At 41.4% G+C, this 18,881-nt stretch carries 20 protein-coding genes and 1 tRNA gene; 9 read left to right on the plus strand and 12 right to left on the minus strand.

The features are described from left to right. The first annotated feature begins 1 nt into the window (after nucleotide 1). The 6 genes from BC351_RS24270 to BC351_RS24295 all read left to right on the plus strand — a co-directional run bounded on the left by BC351_RS24270 (nucleotide 2) and on the right by BC351_RS24295 (nucleotide 9,589). The gene (locus BC351_RS24270; protein WP_079415817.1) at nucleotides 2–817 is read left to right on the plus strand and encodes a DUF4097 family beta strand repeat-containing protein; all 816 of its coding nucleotides are present in this window, start codon (nucleotides 2–4) and stop codon (nucleotides 815–817) included. A 245-nt stretch (nucleotides 818–1,062) separates the two neighbouring features. Then, the gene (locus BC351_RS24275; protein ID WP_425270940.1) at nucleotides 1,063–2,043 is read left to right on the plus strand and encodes an alpha/beta hydrolase; all 981 of its coding nucleotides are present in this window, start codon (nucleotides 1,063–1,065) and stop codon (nucleotides 2,041–2,043) included. Nucleotides 2,044–2,098: 55 nt separating this feature from the next. Then, entirely contained in the window at nucleotides 2,099–2,839 is a 741-nt protein-coding gene (locus tag BC351_RS24280; protein ID WP_079415819.1) for a LytR/AlgR family response regulator transcription factor, read from the plus strand. A gap of 1 nt (nucleotide 2,840) precedes the next feature. Next, on the plus strand, nucleotides 2,841–4,130 hold the full coding sequence (locus BC351_RS24285; RefSeq protein ID WP_079415821.1) for a sensor histidine kinase: 1,290 nt from the start codon (nucleotides 2,841–2,843) through the stop codon (nucleotides 4,128–4,130). A gap of 122 nt (nucleotides 4,131–4,252) precedes the next feature. Further along, a complete protein-coding gene (locus BC351_RS24290; protein ID WP_079415823.1) occupies nucleotides 4,253–6,310 on the plus strand; it encodes a serine hydrolase domain-containing protein in 2,058 nt (685 codons plus the stop codon). 522 nt (nucleotides 6,311–6,832) lie between these two features. Next, entirely contained in the window at nucleotides 6,833–9,589 is a 2,757-nt protein-coding gene (locus BC351_RS24295) for an S-layer homology domain-containing protein (protein ID WP_079415825.1), read from the plus strand. A gap of 360 nt (nucleotides 9,590–9,949) precedes the next feature. Here the strand turns inward: BC351_RS24295 and rpsR are convergent, their stop codons facing one another. The 3 genes from rpsR to rpsF are packed head-to-tail and all read right to left on the minus strand — an operon-like array spanning nucleotide 9,950 to nucleotide 11,069. Beyond that, nucleotides 9,950–10,237, minus strand: coding sequence for a 30S ribosomal protein S18 (gene rpsR, locus BC351_RS24300; protein ID WP_029196139.1), 288 nt, complete (start codon nucleotides 10,235–10,237; stop codon nucleotides 9,950–9,952). A 23-nt stretch (nucleotides 10,238–10,260) separates the two neighbouring features. Beyond that, nucleotides 10,261–10,746 (minus strand): single-stranded DNA-binding protein, encoded by a 486-nt coding sequence (gene ssb, locus BC351_RS24305; protein WP_079415827.1) that lies wholly within the window; start codon nucleotides 10,744–10,746, stop codon nucleotides 10,261–10,263. 35 nt (nucleotides 10,747–10,781) lie between these two features. Then, nucleotides 10,782–11,069 carry a 30S ribosomal protein S6 gene (gene rpsF / locus BC351_RS24310; RefSeq protein ID WP_079415829.1) on the minus strand — a complete coding sequence of 96 codons (288 nt, stop codon included), beginning with the start codon at nucleotides 11,067–11,069 and terminating at the stop codon, nucleotides 10,782–10,784. A gap of 241 nt (nucleotides 11,070–11,310) precedes the next feature. Between rpsF and BC351_RS24315 the strand changes: the two genes are divergently transcribed. Next, a complete protein-coding gene (locus BC351_RS24315) occupies nucleotides 11,311–11,499 on the plus strand; it encodes a YjzC family protein (RefSeq protein ID WP_079415831.1) in 189 nt (62 codons plus the stop codon). Nucleotides 11,500–11,527: 28 nt separating this feature from the next. After that, complete coding sequence (locus tag BC351_RS24320) at nucleotides 11,528–11,797, plus strand: hypothetical protein (protein ID WP_079415833.1); 270 nt, start codon at nucleotides 11,528–11,530, stop codon at nucleotides 11,795–11,797. A 691-nt stretch (nucleotides 11,798–12,488) separates the two neighbouring features. Here BC351_RS24320 and BC351_RS24325 read toward each other — a convergent pair. The 5 genes from BC351_RS24325 to BC351_RS24345 form a co-directional block, all read right to left on the minus strand. After that, complete coding sequence (locus BC351_RS24325; protein WP_079415835.1) at nucleotides 12,489–12,926, minus strand: hypothetical protein; 438 nt, start codon at nucleotides 12,924–12,926, stop codon at nucleotides 12,489–12,491. Nucleotides 12,927–13,148: 222 nt separating this feature from the next. Beyond that, a tRNA-Ser gene (locus BC351_RS24330) sits at nucleotides 13,149–13,236 on the minus strand. Nucleotides 13,237–13,304: 68 nt separating this feature from the next. Then, nucleotides 13,305–13,520, minus strand: coding sequence for a DUF951 domain-containing protein (locus tag BC351_RS24335; RefSeq protein ID WP_079415837.1), 216 nt, complete (start codon nucleotides 13,518–13,520; stop codon nucleotides 13,305–13,307). A 31-nt stretch (nucleotides 13,521–13,551) separates the two neighbouring features. Continuing rightward, nucleotides 13,552–14,406, minus strand: coding sequence for a mechanosensitive ion channel family protein (locus BC351_RS24340; protein WP_244209162.1), 855 nt, complete (start codon nucleotides 14,404–14,406; stop codon nucleotides 13,552–13,554). Nucleotides 14,407–14,424: 18 nt separating this feature from the next. Continuing rightward, entirely contained in the window at nucleotides 14,425–14,661 is a 237-nt protein-coding gene (locus BC351_RS24345) for a putative Se/S carrier protein (protein ID WP_079415839.1), read from the minus strand. A gap of 97 nt (nucleotides 14,662–14,758) precedes the next feature. Here BC351_RS24345 and yyaC point away from each other — a divergent pair, with 97 nt between their 5' ends. Then, complete coding sequence (yyaC, locus tag BC351_RS24350; protein ID WP_079415841.1) at nucleotides 14,759–15,382, plus strand: spore protease YyaC; 624 nt, start codon at nucleotides 14,759–14,761, stop codon at nucleotides 15,380–15,382. Here yyaC and BC351_RS24355 read toward each other — a convergent pair. The 4 genes from BC351_RS24355 to BC351_RS24370 all read right to left on the minus strand — a co-directional run bounded on the left by BC351_RS24355 (nucleotide 15,357) and on the right by BC351_RS24370 (nucleotide 18,736). After that, the gene (locus tag BC351_RS24355) at nucleotides 15,357–15,848 is read right to left on the minus strand and encodes a DUF4446 family protein (protein WP_079415843.1); all 492 of its coding nucleotides are present in this window, start codon (nucleotides 15,846–15,848) and stop codon (nucleotides 15,357–15,359) included. The genes yyaC and BC351_RS24355 overlap by 26 nt on opposite strands. A 15-nt stretch (nucleotides 15,849–15,863) precedes the next feature. Next, nucleotides 15,864–17,024 carry an aminotransferase class V-fold PLP-dependent enzyme gene (locus tag BC351_RS24360; protein ID WP_079415845.1) on the minus strand — a complete coding sequence of 387 codons (1,161 nt, stop codon included), beginning with the start codon at nucleotides 17,022–17,024 and terminating at the stop codon, nucleotides 15,864–15,866. Nucleotides 17,025–17,108: 84 nt separating this feature from the next. Then, nucleotides 17,109–17,981: a ParB/RepB/Spo0J family partition protein gene (locus BC351_RS24365; protein WP_079415847.1), complete on the minus strand. Its 873-nt coding sequence runs from the start codon at nucleotides 17,979–17,981 to the stop codon at nucleotides 17,109–17,111. After that, on the minus strand, nucleotides 17,978–18,736 hold the full coding sequence (locus BC351_RS24370; RefSeq protein WP_079415849.1) for a ParA family protein: 759 nt from the start codon (nucleotides 18,734–18,736) through the stop codon (nucleotides 17,978–17,980). Before BC351_RS24370 ends, BC351_RS24365 begins: the two co-directional genes overlap by 4 nt. Nucleotides 18,737–18,881: the final 145 nt, after the last annotated feature.

The following is an 18,881-nucleotide window of genomic DNA, read 5'->3' on the forward strand; positions in this document are numbered from 1 at the left end:
TTTGAATAACAACATGAAGTTAGCTATGATTCTCCTGGTCACTGCCAGTATCGTACTCGCCGGATGTACGAAAGAATCCTCCGTCACTAATACGCCAAGTTCGTCCCAGCAAAACTCTTCTATACCGACGAACACAAATGTAAATTCAGAAACATCGGACATTGGAGATGTATCAGATGCAGGACAAGGGGATACTTCTCAAATAGATGTAAATAACATTCATTCCCTAAAAATCAAGAGTAACGCCGCTACAGTTACAGTCATAGGCGACAAACAAATCAAGCAAGCAAAATGGAAATTATCCAAGGGTAATTCACAAGGAATGGATACCAACGTGACTACGTCGATCCAAGATGGAACATTACAGATTATGCTTAAACAGAAACAACAGAAGATCATAAATACGGGGCCACTGCCATCCTTAACAATCCACCTTCCTTATAAAGACTTCAAATCCCTTGAAATAGATAATGAATTTGGCAACATATCCGTTAAGTCAGAATTGTCGGTCCAACACTTAAATGTGAGCAGCAGTGCCGGCAACATCACCGTAACTGATGTAATTGGCATGGAAAGCAGTAACATATCTACTACCCTTGGTAACGTCGTATTCGCTCTACCTGATCAATCTGCACCTCTATATGTAAATCTATCAACAAAACTAGGAAATATCGATAATCAGGTTCCTCTTAAAAAAGCAACAAATACCACAACGGTTGTTTCCAAAGAACTCCATGGATATGTGGGTGAGGCTCAATCCGAGAGTGCAACGCTCAACATTTCCACACAAACGGGCGAAATTCTGCTTAAAAATTAAGTGTCATCATCGTACCAGGCTTGCCATAATCATGATCAGGCCTGGTATTGTTAGCAACCATTTTAGTTCAACGGATAGAAAGATACAATAAGTATCAAACAGCGAAGAGCCTTATAAATTTCATGGCTTAACTTTTGCAGTCATATGAATCTAGCTACTAGGTCATTATGACTTTTTTCGATTAGTATAAAAGGATATACGATGGTTCAGGTATCTTAACGAACAGATGACGGGAGCGGATTAGAGTGAATCAAACGGAGGTAATCAACAAGAAGAAGGGCACGACAATGAAAAAAATAGGTAAGATCATACTTAAAACTTTAGGAATTATAGCTATTCTCCTAGCACTATTTATAACGATTGTGTTTATATATAATGTGATCAGCAGCAAAGTAGAACAAGGAAAAATAGAAACCTATGGTCAGTTGATACCTGTTGACGGTAAACATATGAATGTGGTCATGGAAGGCAAAGGGGAAGAAACAGTCGTATTACTACCAGGTTTAGGAACCGTAGCACCGGGTATTGATTTTAAACCCCTAATTAAAGAGCTATCACCCTTTTACAAGGTAGTTGTGATTGAGCCGTTTGGTTATGGACTTAGTGATGTGACGGAGAAGGAGAGAAGCACAGCGAATATTGTAAGTGAAATTCATCAAGATTTGCAGAGTCTACAAATTGACCGTTATATTCTAATGGGTCACTCTATATCAGGTATTTATGGAATAGACTATGTGAACAAATATGCTAATGAAGTAAGTGCTTTTATCGGGATTGATAGTAGTGTTCCTACGCAAAGTGGTACGGATGTTGAAATTCCAACTCAACTAATCAAATTACTTCAAAAATCAGGTTTTGCTAGATTGCAGGTAGAATTAAGTGCTAATCCCTACGATTCATTACCTTATGATGATAAATCAAAGGAACAAATTAAATTTCTTGCTTACAAAAATAATGCTAATCCTAGCGTGTTGAATGAAATGAAACAAGTTCGTTCTAATTTTAAAGAAGCTGAAAAGCTGATATTTCCCAAAAATCTTCCGGTTCTTTTATTTGTACAAGCGAATGTAGATCCTACAATTATGCCTAATTGGATACCTTTGCATGAAGACCAGGTCAAAGATTCTGCACACGGTAAAGTGATACTATTGGAAGGAGGACATAATTTACACCATACCAAATCGAAAGAACTTGTTGAAAGCTTCAGGGAGTTTATGAAAAAATAAAATAGACGTTACACTGAAGTAAGATTAAAGGTAATGGAAATGAGGGGAATCATTTTTGTATAGAGTGGCTATTTGCGATGATGAAGAGAGACAAAGAGAGCTTGTTAAAGCTATCCTGATTACTTTGTCGATAAAGTCAAACATAGATTTTGAGATCGAATTATTCGGCTCGGGAGAGCAGCTGGTATCTTATTATGAGCGCCGTGAAAATCCATTCCATATATTGATCTTGGACATTGAAATGGATGGAATGAACGGGATTCAAACAGCCCGTGCAATAAGAGGGTTAAATAACCCAGATGAACAAATTATTTTTCTGACAAGCTACCCTCAATATATGGTGGAAAGTTTTGACGTCATGACATTCCAGTATTTGATAAAGCCCATTGCCCCCTCGACCTTGGAGGAGAAAATCATCAAGCTATGTCAATACTTTCAAGCACTTGATAAAAAATTCATGGTCATCAAGTCTGCCTATGAAGAAGTCGTTATCAAATATGATGATCTCATTAGTATTGAAGCTGCCAAAAGCTTAACCATAAAAAGCAAACTACATTTTACTACCTCTAATCAAACCTATGAAAGCAAAGGCATCATTTCTGATTATGCTTTGGCATTAAAAGGCTGTAACTTCTTGCAAATCCATCGTTCCATTATTATTAACCTGCTCCATGTGAGAAAGTTTGCTAGCGGAGTTGTTCTAATGTCCAATGGGTTGGAATTACCTATAGGCCGTTCTAAAATTAAAGAGGTTAAAGATACTTACACCAAATTTATGATTATGAAGGTCGATTGATATGATTCAAAATAATTTGTTTATTGTCTTTAGCATTGTACTTGTAATGGGCGTTCAAACTAATTTTTTCTTCAACTCGGTTTTTGATAAATCAGCTAAAAAGCATAACCGATTCTTTTACTTCATCATCTTTGGGTTGCTTGGTTACCTATATCTGGTTATTCCCATCTCTCCTATTTTATCTGCGATTCTACCCTTGCTTGTGATATTTAGTTTTGCGCAATCTTATAAAGTGGAATTTAAAACCAAGATCATTTTTTCTATGCTTTACGTTGTTTTAATGTCTATTGCTAATTTTTTATCTCTTTATCTTTTTTATACCCTTGATTCAGTTGACTTTAGCAGCTCTGACCCTGCGAATCAACAAGATCAAATAGCCATCACGAAAGCTATTTTACTCGGTTTCATGATCATGTTTGCTGTTATTCTGATCATACGACTACTTGTAAAACGTAGAAGTTTCTCTTTGCATTATCGTTACTATGTAATATTTTTGGTTATTCCTATCGTAAGTACATACCAACTGCATCTTCTAACTTATAAGAACGTCTATTCTTTCATTTCCGTCATTGGGTTTCTTTTCTTAAACGTTATGATTGTCTATATTTTTGATAATATCATTGATAAATTTCAATTCATGCATGAGAATGCCCAGCTGCAACAGCAGATGGACCATCAGGATGCGAATTACGAAAAAGTCGTTCACAGCTTTAAATCCATTAAAAGAATCATTCATGATACGAATCAACAGTTTTTGTATATTGAAGAGTGTATTGAGCGAAATGAGTTAGCAGCAGCAAAGGAACATATTAAGACTACATTAAATAAAGTTGAAGGGGCTTATCAACGGGTTAACACAGGGAATCTAGTTATAGATGCCCTTGTCACAAACACACTTAATATTGGACAAGCCAATGGCATAAGAATAGATACAAAGCTTAGCTTATGTTCACAAAAAATCCCTATTGACCGTTATGACTTATGTGTTGTCATTGGAAATATGCTAGATAACGCTATAGAAGCTTCTAAACATGTAAAGATCGCAGAAGACAGATACATGCTTATAAAGATACATGCTACCGAGTCTATGCTTCTCATTCACATTTTGAATTATATGGAGAATGAAGTTGCCCACTTACACAGCCAAAAACCAAACCCAGAATTTCATGGCATTGGATTAATAAATATAGCTAGAATCTGCGACAAGTACGGTGGTCATATGACCATTGAAACGAAACATAAAGTATTTAATAATATGGTTCTACTACCTTTATCAACGAACGATCCTTAGACAATATGTTGTTTAGGGATTGTTTTTTTCGTTTCAGGGTGATTTTTAATATAACAGCCTTCTTCCTTGTATGATGAATTCAGTAAGTCACATCTAGAAAGAATTACGAGGAGGAATTAATAATGAAGAAGATGGTTTCTGTATTAATGACCGCTGCGCTTTTTGCAATACCGGTTACCCCTGCTTTGGCTCAAACGAATAATGATACTGTAAAAGAAAAGGCACAGGGGCTGGCTTCGAAGATCGTGTCCGATTATGGTGTAAGTGGATTGCAGTATGCGATTATGGATCATGGTTCCATTGTTTTATCCGATAGTGCTGGTGTGTACGATAAAGCTACCAAGGATCCGATAACCAAAGACACTATGTTTGGAATAGGCTCGGTGAGTAAAGTGTATGTTTCTGCTGCAACGATGATGCTAGCTGATTCTAATAAAATTGATATTGATAAACCACTAATCACGTATATCAAGGACTTTAAAATGGCTGATGAACGATATAAAGAGATTACGCCACGCATGTTAATGAATCACTCTTCTGGACTTTACGGTTCTCACTATGGGAACAGCATGTTGTTTGATGACAATGATACGAAAAACCATGATGAATTATTAGTAAGATTACAATCAGAGAGTTTAAAGGCAGACCCAGGCGAATCTTCGGTATATTGTAACGATGGTTTTCAGTTGCTTGAAATCTTGATTGAACGAGTGAGCGGTTTAAGTTATAGCGAATTCCTTGAAACCTATATTAGCAAGCCTCTTCATTTAAGCTCTACCAAAACACCACTTGATCCATTTGATAGAGGCAAGCTCGCAAAAACTTATTTTCCTACGATGGAACAGGCTGTACCCGTTGAGAATGTCAACGTCATTGGGGCAGGAGGAATCTACTCAACTGCTGAAGAATTAAGCCAGTTCGCTGAAGTATTAATCGGCAATCGAACTGATATTTTATCTGAGAAGTCAGCAAAGTCCATGCAAAGTCATGAGTATAGAAATGGCGTGTGGGTTTCTGAAGAGACAAACACCCTTAATTATGGGCTTGGTTGGGATGCCGTTCGTTTAGCACCTTTTAGTGATTACGGAATAACGGCATTATCCAAAGGTGGAGATTCGCCTATGTATCACGCTGCTTTGACTACCCTACCCGAACATGATATTTCTATAGCTGTGCTTTCATCGGGAGGGAGTTCTCTCGTCAATAGCATTTTTGCATCTCATGTTTTATTGGAATATGAAAAAGCCAAAGGCATGATTAAAGAGCTCCTGCCTGAAAAAACATTTGAGCCTTCCTTGAAAGTGGAAATGCCATCGAATTTGCTGTCATACTCCGGATTATACGGTTCCGTTGGTAAAACCGTAAATCTGGAGATTAAGAACGGAGAGATTGAATTACCCGCTCTAACAGGCGCATTGAAACGGATACCAGCTCAAAAATATGTATATACGGGCAATGGACAATTCAAAAACAAAGATGGGAATGTAGCCATAAGCTTTGACCAACCTAAGAATGGAAAAACCTATTTAAAACTTAACTCTTATATGAATATTCCGGGATTAGGTCAAACGGTTATGGCAACGTATGAATATCAAAAATTAGATCTCAATCCTTTAAATCAGACAACTAAAACGGTATGGGAAAAGAGAAACGGGAAACATTACTACGCTTTGGATGAAAAGATAACTTCACTCTCATATCTATCCCCGCTTTTGGACAAGCATATATCTGTTGATATTGATCATGGATACGCATCTGGCACTAAAATTGTTGACGAAAATAAAGCAGTAAATGCATTTGATATTCCTATTATGAACGGAACAGATGCTTTTGATTTGAATTTCTATATCGAGAACCATAACGAGTATTTAAAGATCGATGGTCAATCCTATATCAGTGAAGATGCTATTCAACCCATTTATGAAGGGAACGACTCGTTTTGCATCATACCATCGGGTGGTCAGGCAGTGTGGTATAAAATTGATGAAAAATCAGCCAATCGAGTCATGAACGTTGAGACTCCGGTAAGTGGGGGATTTGCTGTTTATGACAAGGATGGAATGGTTGTGGACTTCTCAAAGGCAAGCAACAATCATTCGGTAGTACTGCCTGAAGGTGGGATGATCGTTTTTGGCGGTAACGCGGGGGATATATTTAAAATTAATTTGAAGAATAAATAGGTTTGTAAAAGTCCGCATAATTGGCGGGCTTTTTGATTTAAGGATATATATGCAGGGCGTGATTCAAAAAATACATCTGTTAGGATACCAGCACGAACAGCAGCCTAATCAGCTATTCCAGCTGCTACTAGATTTTTGTTTTTGGCATGTGTTCAAAAATGGAGTTAACACGCTCTGCGCGGCACGAGCCTTGGTACCTACGTTGCAGGCTTCACCGCTAATGGCGAGCCGCTGCAGGATCAGTCATTTAATTGCATTAATGTTTCTCGAAGCATGTTCTCTATTTAGCGCTATTGATTCTGGGGTATCTACTAGCGAAGCAGTTCTCACAAGCATCGCCTCAGACGCTTCATGTTTTTCCTGATCTTTAATTCTTACAAAAAGCAAAAACAGCCGGTTGGAGGGATTATCCTGTTAGTTGTAGTTTTTTTACAAAACACTTCAACAATTCAGCATGTAAATTTACAGTTTACCTCTATACTTGTATCAATACCATACTGCATTGGAGGGAATTACAACAATATGAACAGCAAACTGAAGCCTTTCATTTGCACCTCGTTCGCTTTTTTAACACTAACTCAGAGCTTGGTGACGGCGTCTGCAGCCGACAACACGCCATCCGCCAATTCAACCGGGAGATGGATGTCCGGTGAGTACCACACCCATACCGTACAGTCGGCTGATGCGTCAGAATCCTTTATGAAATTGGAAAATGTACTTGATGCTGCGTTTCGAGAGGATCTCGATAAGAAGTCTGCAGAATCGGTCACTTCGCTGACGTACGGCAATCCATTCGATTACATCTCGCTTGCCGACCATCTGCGCGATTCGCCGAGAGACCCTGATGGCAACAACAAGGCCACTGCACGTTGGGAAGCGATTAAAGATCAACAGGACAAGCTTAAAGCGCTCCAAGCTGCCGGCAAATATAAAGGCAAACTCATTTTCTCCGGCTTCGAATGGGATATGATGGGTTTGGATCACGGTTCTGTCGGCATTATTGATTCCAATAGTAATGAAGTGCCCGTCGATGCGATTCACCAATTCGAGTGGTTGTATAGCTACGATACAACTCCAGGGATGTTTCACGCCAATGAGGCCACTCTTTGGGGAGCAAGGCCAACAAAGAATGAGTTGAAACCTGATAAATCTAAAACCCTAGAAGCTATTGAATGGCTGGGAAAGAAATATCCGGAGAGCTATGTGTTGCTTAACCATCCGTCCAGACATAACGGCGACAGCTCGGGTGTTGTCACAATCGAAAACATTCGCAAGATGAACGATACTGCTCCTGAAATTGTGTTTGGCATGGAAGGGTTGCCAGGTAACCAGATGGCAGCCGGCAAGAACAGATCGGAATTAGCTGACATATACGGCGGAGCCGACGTCATGGTCGGCAAGATCGGCGGCATGTGGGATGCTTTGTTAGGCGAAGGCCGCCGCTTCTGGAATTTCACCAATTCCGACTTTCATTTTAAGGTGAGCAGCAATCGGAATTATTCCAGCGGCTATTGGCCTAGCGAGTACTCGCGGAATATCACTTGGGTTGAGGGCAATACCTTTAAAGATGTTGTAGAAGGTATGCGCTCAGGGAAGTCCTTTGCCGTTTATGGCGATCTTATCGATGCACTTGATTTTAAGGCAACCGGGGATGGCAGTCAGGCTGATATGGGCGGGAACCTGCAAGTGACCGAAGGGGATCTAACAACGATCAGTATTCGCTTCAAGAGCCCGGAGCACAACAACTATGCGTCAATTAGCCCTCATGATACTTCGGTCACGAATGATGTCAAAGTCGATCATGTCGATCTGATCTCCGGAGAAGTGACCGGCAAGCTCGATGTAAGTCTATATGCTAGCAATACAACAAATGCCACGACGAAAGTCGTTAAACGTTTTACGAAAAACGATTGGGGCCAGCCGGATGCCGAGGGATATTACACGATTTCCTACAAGGTGCCTGCGGATAAAAACCGTTATTATCGTCTGCGCGGCACGAACCTTGGTACAGACGTTGCAGGCTTCACCGCTAATGGCGAGCCGCTGCAGGATCAGTCATTTGATTATAGCGGCAGTGTAACGCCGGAACAGAACGAAGAACGCTTTAACAATATTAATGACCGCAACTATACAGGCTTATGGTTTTATTCCAACCCGATCTTTGTTAATGTCGCTGCGCTCAGCGACGAGCAAGCTATCAACGATACGATTGCGAGTGTATCTTCAACTCTTGGCGACACGAGTGCGATTGTCGCTAACGTTCCGCTCCCTTCCGTAGGGCAGCATGGCACTCAGATCGCATGGAAAAGCAGCAACGAGAATATCATTCGCATCGACAAGAATAACGCGATCATTACACGCCCATCTTCCGGCTCGGGGGATGCGAATGTCACACTGACTGCAACGGTATCGCGCGGCGACCAAAGCAAGGATAAACAGTATACTTTTATCGTAAAAGCTTACCCTTCTAGCGGTTCGTCAGGAGGAAGCAGCTCCAGCAAGCCGAATGTATCCGTAACCGGTGTCGGAGGGACGGGAGTTGCCGATTCCAATGGCAATGTTACGATAACGCCTGATAAAGGTTACCAGGTTAAAGATGTTACAATTAATGGAGTATCTAAGGGAGCGCTCACGCAATTGACGGGTCTGAAATCTACCGATCAAGTTGTTGTGACCTTCGAGAAAATTCCGAAACAACCTGAAAAACCGACCGAGCCAACGAAGCCTGCTAGACCTACTTTTAATGATATTTCGAATCACTGGGCGGCTTCATCCATCAACTACGTTGTGGAACATTCATTGTTCAGTGGAACCGCTGCAAATACGTTTAGCCCTGACACAACGATGACTCGCGGCATGCTGGTCACGGTAATACACCGCTTAGCCGGCAAACCAGAAGCAGGGGCTAATCGTTTCGAAGATGTGAATGCAAATGACTATTACAGCGATGCGATCGCTTGGGCCAACCAGAATAACATCGTGAATGGGATTGATCAAACCCGTTTTGCCCCAAATCAATCTGTTACTCGAGAACAACTTGCACAGATCCTTTTCAATTATGCAAAAGCAAACAAACTGAATGTCAGCGCGAACCAGTCATTAGAGACTTTCACGGATGCGAAAAAAATCTCTACGTGGGCAGTTGATGCGATGAAATGGTCTATAAGCAACAATTTGCTTTCCGGCAAAGGTAACGACATCCTTGATCCAACGGGTGAGGCATCGCGTGCTGAAGTCGCAGCAATCATTAATCGCTTCATGGTTACTTTCAAGATGTAATCCAAAGTAAATTCGGAATGAGCTCCCCCTCTAGAATAATCAGTTGGCAAAACCCAGTTGGGTTAACCAATGAGTTCTGGAGGGGGTGTTTTCATTTTTCTCACTTGTCTATACCAATTTTATTTACAATATCTAATATTCCGATAATCGCTGAATAACAGAAGTAATTTAAGATCATTTATCACTACTAGCGTGGCATAACGCTATTGATTCTGGTGTATAGTTCCGGCAGCCCTTTGTTGATACTCATACTATTCTTTCCCTGCTATTAAAAAAGTCTCAGACGCTTCATGTTTTTCCTGATCTGAAATTCTTACAAAAAGCAAAAACAGCCGGTTTCCCGACTGTTCGTGGTATAGACTATTCTGTTGTGTAAGGCAACAATGCGATTGTACGGGAACGCTTGATAGCGATTGTCAATGCACGTTGGTACTTAGCGGAAGTACCAGTTACACGTCTAGGAAGAATCTTCCCGCGCTCGCTGATGAACTTCTTAAGAGTCTCGATGTCTTTATAGTCAATGTGCTTAATTTTGTTAACTGTGAAGTAACAAACCTTACGACGTTTGCCTTTACCGCCTTTGCCACGTGGAGCAAATTTGCGATCGCCGCGATCTTCACTATTGTTATCTCTTTTTTGGAAAGCCATTAGTTTGTTCAGTCCTTTCTACTTTAGAATGGCAAGTCATCATCGGAAATATCGATCGGTTTTCCGTCATCAATGAAAGGATCCTGCTGCTCGCGCGATCCACCGCCACGATTGCCACTACCGCTTCCGCCGCCGTAGCTAGCGTTAGAGTTAGATGATCCGCCTTCTTCACGACTTCCGGCACTATTATTGGACTCAAGGAAACGCACATTATCGGCAATAACTTCGGTTACGTAAACACGTTTACCCTCGTTATTATCATAATTACGCACTTGAATTCTTCCTTCCACAGCAGTCAAACGACCTTTACGCAAATAGTTCGCGCATGTTTCGGCAAGCTGCCTCCACGTGACGATATTGATAAAGTCCGCTTCCCGTTCTTTCGAACCTCCACTTGTGAAAGGGCGGTCTACTGCAAGAGTAAACTGCGTAACAGCTACACCGGCTGGCGTATAGCGAAGCTCTGGATCTTTGGTCAATCTACCGATAAGAATAACACGGTTCAACATCGGACATTCCCCCTGACGAAAATACTGGCATGCATTTAAGCTACGTCGTTTGTGATTAAGTGACGGATAACTTCATCCGAAATCTTAAGTACGCGATCAAGTTCAGTTACAACAGCAGGTTCTGCGTTGAAGTGTACCAGCACATAGTGCCCGTCACGGAACTTATTGATCTCATACGCAAGACGGCGTTTGCCCATCAGGTCATGTTTGGAGACTTCGCCTCCACCGTTCGTGATGATGCCTTGGAACTTTTCTACTGTAGATTGAACAACTTCTTGCTCAACGTCAGTACGAATGATGTACATCAGTTCATATTTGCGCATGTATTTCACCTCCTTTTGGACTAAGCGGCTCCTATTCTAACTTGTCAAACAAGCGAAGGAGCAAGGAGCGAGGATTCTTATTCAAAACTCGCACCTGAATACTATAGCAAATTAGGCGACAAATTACAAGTTTTTCTCTTTCGATAAGAGAAGGATGAACATGGTAATGCTTTACATACATGGTTCCCCTTTATAAGGGTAATCTAAACACGATTATAATTCTTGTGAAGAGGTGATCATTGTGGGTGAATGGACGCATTTTAATGAGGGCGATCATGTTCCTAATGACGGTGAGTATATGGAGATCGGCGAGAATGCTTTTCACATGGGGATTAACAACCCGAAAACAGTTACTTTGAAAAAGGGTGACACCTTCCCGGCTACTAGCAACCACAACCGGAAATGGCACCGCAAAGGGCTGCGGCAATAAGTTTGATCATGACAAGGAGAATGACTCCATGCGAACAACTACGTTTACCTGGCTGTTCACCTTTCTTGGTGCAGCTCTCTGTTTAGTTCATTATTTATTTCATGATCATGACGCTTTCTATATGATCTTCTATGCTCTCAGCATACCGGCTTGGTTTGCATCCACTTTCACGAACATCTATGAAATTTCGATGTTTAAGATGTTGGTCATCTATGTCCTGACCATTGCCACATGGGCGATCGTCGGCTACGTGATTGACCGCTACTCCGTCAGCCATAAACAGAAAAAAAACTACTAGTTTTCTGATTCTACCGAAGATCCCTCTGAACACCTGTTTAGAGGGTTTTTCGCAGTCAAGTCTGTCTATTAGGGGTATTAGGCTAAATATTATTACTTCTACGTTTCGAAGCAGATTCAACTTCTTCTCATTGGAATTTGTACAATGAAATCAGCAGTCAAAGAGCTAAGTGTAAGCTTGTACTGGAATTAATCCAATCAAAATCTCCATTTAACCTCAAATACATGCTTGTTGGATTATCCATTGGAGTTTTTCCAATGAAACCGTTACTTCAAGTTATTCAAACTAGTTTGCATTGGAATTAATCCAATGGTACCAGTTTTTCACTCATCCCTTCTCAAAAAAAAGTGGAGCCCCCTGCTTTCCGTTCATTTGCACACATTTTAGAAAGAGGTATCCCCATACTTTTGTCCATTGGGAGGGATGGATGTGAAGTTCCAACCGCAAAGCGCCTTTCCACCCTCACACCCATCCCTCTTCTATTCTAACTTTCTCAATCCGGTCTGAGACCCGGTATTCATATCCTTATCCCTTTGTAATACTCTGGATACATAGCCCCTCCATGGCTTTCACATGTAAGTTGTAAGTTGTGACGGTACCGGTCGGATCCCCTCAATAATAAGGGGTAAGCTGCGTCCACCCCTTACCCCAAAAAAGCCGCGCAACGAATTTCGCTGCGCGGCTTCTGCAATTATTTCCGAAATACTTGTTTCTCTGATATCTTGCCATCTGCAAAATATACAACTTCCAAGATGTAACCAGGCTGATTGGATATTTCAAAATCATATGTTTTCTTGCCATTCTCATCTTTGACTAGTTTTCCTTTGGCGCCAGTTTGCTTCACCAAATCATCGTAGGTGTCTGTCGTGCTTATTTTATCGACCTGTTCCTTCGTAATTTGCGGAAGCGGCTCATCCTTCGCAGCGTCCTTGCTGCCAGCCTGTGGACTCGCTGTCGCTGTTGTACCCCCGCTTGTCCCGCTAGGCGTCGCAGAAGCCCCAGCAGAGGGCTGTACCGTCGCTCCTGTTGTTGGGATAGGAGTTGTTGTACTCGTCCCCTCATTCTTCTTGGAGCAGCCTGTAACGACTAGGCCCAATACGATTGCCATCATCAACCAATTTTTCTTCATAGCCTTCTACCTCCTTCTTTTTGCCTATGCACAGTTATAGATTTAGTCTGCTTCCTTTCCCTGCCTTCTATCCCTGCAAATAAGCAAAAGAGCTTATTACATCCTTTTAGACGTAACAAGCTCCTATATTGTTTCAAATTGTTATTTGCACAGGATTTGCTAAACAAAAAAGCCCCCTACATTATAGTAATGTAGAAAGCTTTTAACCATTTCGTTTATGGACGGAAAGAGTGGGAGTCGAACCCACGCACGCCTCGCGACGCCTAACTGATTTCGAGTCAGCCCCCTTGGACCACTTGGGTACCTTTCCAAGAAAACGAGAACAGGACTTATTGTATCAAAAAAGTCTGTCTCTCGCAAGTCTTTTTCGCTAGCTTTTTAAGAAGTCTCTTCTGTTGCTTCTGCATTCGATCTCAGCACTTTTTTCAGCTTGCTTTCGAACTTCGTTCGAGGAACAAGAACGCTGTGTTTGCAGCCCACACATTTGATTCGAATATCCATCCCCATGCGGATGATTTCCATTTCATTGGTGCCACACGGATGGGGCTTTTTCATTTGCACAATATCACCTAGCTGATACTGCTTCTTCTCCATTCGCCTGTCACCGCCTTCTCCAAGTAATAAGTTAGGAGCCTCCCAAATTGATCACTTCAATTTGGCTCATATCGAATTGCTTCTTGATTTCAATATTCAAAAGCCTTGTAACATTAAATTGAGTAGTCGGCTTACACTCAGCAATAACACGAATTTTCAAATCCGTCGTTCCGACAACCTGCACCCCAAGCACTTCAGGCTCTTTGACGATGTTATCCGTCAGCGTCTGTACATGTCTGACCGTATCTTTGAGAATTTGTGTCGCTTGATCAATATCTAGATGGCTCGGCACCGTCACATCAACAACCGCTAAGGAATTATAAGTTGAGAAGTTCGTTACCTGTTTGATGTTTCCATTCGGAATAATATGGACCTCACCCGTCCAACTTTTGATTCTTGTTACGCGTATGCCGATTTCTTCAACCGTCCCTTTAAAGGCATCAATCTGGATAACGTCCCCTACCCCAAATTGATCTTCAAAAATAATAAAGAAACCCGTTATTACATCTTTGACCAAACTCTGTGCTCCAAAACCAATCGCTAACCCCACAACCCCTGCTCCTGCAAGCAGCGGACCCAAATTCAAGCCAACTTGACCCAAGATGAGCATGATGCAAATAAGGTTGATTGTGTAAGTGATTAAATTATGTACGAGACTTCCAATCGTATTCGATCTTCTTCGATCAAATTTAAGGGGTGATTTATCCCTTGCGAGCATCATATGATTGATGGTTTTATTTGCTATATGAATGCATATTTTAGCTACGATATAAATTAATATAATTTTCACGATAATCCAAAATATCGAAGCTAGCATTTCAGGTTTTGTAATATGTTCGCTGATCCATTGCATTAAATTCGTATAGTATCCAGTTATAAAGGCCACCTTGAGACCTCCTTATCGTCATTCCATGGTAACATACATCTCGTCTTTTTTAAAATAAATGCCTCTGATTTCTACATGCTCCGACTCAATAATCTCTTTCACTTGTGATAGATTCTCTCCGGGAAATTCAATAGAAAGCGCACAACCTGCCGTGATTTCCTTCGGCGTAGGTCTGATATCGATTTCGATATCAGCATACTCTAGCAGCATCTCTGCGCGAAGGGCTTGCTGGGTCGAATCGAATGCTAATAACATCACTGAAAGTTTCAGGGAAAATCCCCCTCTCCCTACGTATAAATGTCCCTATCTATCCATATACTAGTAAAAAAGAAATAGCACTTGGAGGGATATTATGAAATTCCAATTTGGTTTCGACGGCGTTAAACACACGGATCTAGCCCCACTGAAAATCCAACATACCGATGCCGATACCCCTTTTCTTCTTACTAAGCATCTACAAGCCATTTTCAGTAAACTACCAACCTATCAACCTATCGTCGTCATTTGTGTAGGAACAGATCGTTCCACTGGAGATTCTTTGGGACCGCTTGTTGGTACACATTTAAACCGAATTGCCTCTCTCCGGAACCTACATCTTTTTGGCACACTGGATGAGCCGGTTCATGCAATGAATTTATCAGAAACAGTAGCCAATATTCAGCAGCAATTTGAAAACCCATTTATCGTAGCTGTAGATGCTTGCCTTGGTCAAGTCTCTAGTGTTGGATGCATTCAAGTAGCGGATGGGCCTCTTAAGCCAGGTGCCGGTGTAAATAAAGACTTGCCTCCTGTTGGGGACATTCATGTTACCGGTATTGTAAACGTTGGCGGCTTCATGGAGTATTTCGTCCTGCAGAATACACGACTTAGCTTAGTTATGAATATGGCCCACATCATAGGTGATGCCCTGCATTCTGCCTTGCGCCGGACTCAAGCTTATACACCCAATGCTACGACTGTTTTAAAGTTTGATTAATCGCTTCTTTTTCCTCGGGACTTAAAGTATACGTGGATTGTGCATTTTGAATGGGCTTCGCATACAGATACATCTGTTCGCGGCTATGTATTCCCGTCAGAATGATACCATCTTGAAATTCATCCAATATCGCTATCGTAAAACTTAGATCACTTCCACCTTCGTTAAAAGCATTGTAGCGATGAATAGCTACTTTGGATTTCATCTTCATTATGGCTTGACGAATCGTTTCAACCTTGGCTGAAGTCGTTATGGATTCGGCCTTTTGCTCGTTGATTCCTCTCTGCATATCTATGACAAGCTGCTCCATATTCTCAGCTTTTGAACCATTCATCATTAGCGTATATTGTTTACGCAAGGATGATAATTTAACAAAAAGTACAATGACGAGAATAAATAATACAACTATAAATGCGAGGCAAGCTAGAACGATAACTCCGCCATCCAAGCCAAACAGTTCCCCCATGGTTGATCCCTCTTTCTATTTAGCATATTGCGAATGGATTTCTTTCACGGCCTGGATTAATACATCCACTTCATGATCTGTTGTAAAATAACCAATGCTTGCACGTACGGCGCCTCTAGCCAATGTACCGGCTGCTTCATGCGCAAGCGGGCTGCAATGGTAGCCGGACCGAACGGCAATCTGAAAAGATTGATCCAGAATAAAGGCGACTTCAGATGAATCGGCATCGTCGATATTGAAGGAAACAATCCCTGTTTTATTTTGTCCAAGTTGGGGTCCAAGAACCGTTACTCCTTGAATTCCCAGTAAACCTTCCATCAGCAGCTGAGTTTGACGCCATTCCTTTTCATGAATCTTTTCAACCGTTTCCGCTAAGACGAATTTCACGCCTTCGTTTAATCCAGCGATGCCTACCGTATTCTGTGTACCTGCTTCGTAGCGGTCTGGTCGTACAGTTGGCTGCTGAATCGCCTCAGATTGACTGCCTGTTCCACCGTGCAAAAGAGGGTCAAGATCGATGTCGGGATGTATATACAACCCCCCCGTTCCCTGAGGCCCTAGAAGCCCCTTGTGGCCGGGGAAAGCTAGCATATCAATATTCATACTCCCTACATGAATAGGCAGTATACCAGCGCTCTGAGCGGCGTCTACAAGCAGCTTAGCCCCATGCGTACGGCATAGTTCTCCGATTTCGCCAACCGGCATAATCGTTCCTAACAGATTTGAGCTGTGATTCACAACGACCAATGCTGTATTTGATTTAAAAGCCCTTTTGAGTTCATCTAAGCTGATATCCCCATACTCGTCATTATGAATATAAGTAAGCTCCACTTGCGAAGTTGCCTTTAGATGTTCAAGTGGCCTTCTCACAGAATTATGCTCGATGTTGGTGCATATCACATGATCGCCCGGCTTAACAAATCCTTTAATCGCTTGATTAAGCGCATGCGTTGTATTCAGCGCAAATGAGATATCATTCGGATTTTTGACTCCAAATAATCTGGCTAAATTCTTTCGCGTTTCAAATAAGGCTCTACTCGCTTTCACGGCCATCTGATGGCTGCCACGTCCAGGGTTCGCAGCATACTCCTCCATACACGCCATCATAGCTGTCATGACAGCTGGTGGTTTCGGCCACGACGATGCAGCCTGATCGAAATACATGACATTTTCCATTTTTTCACCCTCTCCTCATAAATATAGCATACCTTAGTTTGATCTTTCGAATCGAAAGAAAACCATCGGTATGCTATCTAATTTTTAAGAGATTTTGCCTTGAAGCAATTCTAGCAAACGATTTAAATCATCTTTGGAATAATAAAGAAGTTCGATCTTTCCTTTATCCTGCTGAGCCTTGATTTTAACTGTCGTTCGGAAAATATCTCTCAACTGTTCTTCAGCCTGATTAATGTAGGGATCTCTATTTTTTTCTTTCTGTACTTTCTTTTCCTTTTCTTGCCCTGGTGCTTCTTCCAACATCTTCACAGCTTCTTCAAGCTCACGAACACTCCACTGTTTACTTATGGTTGTTTCTGCGAGCTCCTTCTTCACCTTATCGTCTTTCACACCTACGATGGCTCTTGCGTGTCCCATAGATAATGTTCCACGTGAAACATATTGCTTAATAGATTCCGGTAATTGAAGCAATCTCAAGAAGTTGGCAATGTGCGAACGGCTCTTCCCTACTTTGGCGGAAAGCTCTTCTTGGGTCAAAGAGAACTGATCAATAATTCCTTGATAAGCAAAAGCAATCTCCATTGCATTCAGATCTTCACGTTGGACATTCTCAATCAATGCAATTTCCATCACCTGTTGATCTGAAAAACTTCTTTCAACAGCCGGGATCGTCGCTGCCCCCGCAACCTGCGAAGCACGGAACCTGCGTTCACCTGCAATGATTTCGAACCCTTTAAGAACTTTACGAACGATAATAGGTTGGATAACACCATGCTCTTTAATCGAATCAGCAAGTTCTTTAATACTATCTTCGTTAAAATGTTTCCTCGGTTGATACGGATTAGCTCTCAACTGGGATAAAGGAATTTGAATAACTTTATCACTTTCATCAATGTGCAACGAAGTGATTAAAGCGTCCAACCCCTTACCTAAACCTTTGGATAAACCTTTGGTCATACAGAGATCACTTCCTTCGCAAGCTCTAAATACACTTCCGCGCCTTTTGATCTAGGATCATATGTAACGATGGATTGTCCATGGCTGGGCGCTTCACTCAAGCGAACGTTTCTTGGAATAATCGTTTGATATACTTTTGTTTGGAAATACTTCTTCACTTCTTCAATAACCTGAATACCTAAGTTCGTTCTTGCATCAAACATCGTTAACAAAACACCTTCAATTTGAAGCCCTGTATTAAGATGCTTTTGGACCAGTCGAACTGTATTAAGCAGTTGGCTTAATCCTTCAAGCGCATAATATTCACATTGAATTGGGATAATGACAGAGTCAGCAGCAGTCAATGAGTTAATCGTAAGAAGACCAAGAGACGGGGGACAATCTATAAGAATATAGTCGAATAAATGTTTAACTAATTGAAGCGATTTCTTCAAACGAACTTCTCTTGAAATCGTCGGTACTAATTCAATTTCAGCTCCAGCAAGCTGTATCGTCGCTGGCAAGATTTTAAGATTTGGAACATTTGTATCAACAATTGCATCTTTGGGATGAACGTCATTAATCAGTACGTCATAAATACAATTTACTACGTCTGCTTTATTAACGCCAATACCGCTTGTCGTATTACCTTGCGGATCTATATCAACAAGAAGTACTCTCTTCCCAAGTGAAGCTAAGGAAGCTCCCAAATTAACAGAAGTTGTCGTCTTACCGACGCCACCCTTCTGATTCGTTATTGCTATTATTTTAGACAAAACCATTTCACCTCAATCACTTATGTTCCAAATGCCAATCAAAGAGCAGTATTACTATCTTAACACATCTATCAACGAGTTACCTCACTATTTGATAGTTTTAACTTCTAAGATGCAAAAAAACGGCTTGCGCCGTTTAAGGTAG

The organism is Paenibacillus ferrarius, assembly GCF_002027705.1.
GTDB classification, from domain to species: Bacteria; Bacillota; Bacilli; order Paenibacillales; family NBRC-103111; genus Paenibacillus_E; species Paenibacillus_E ferrarius.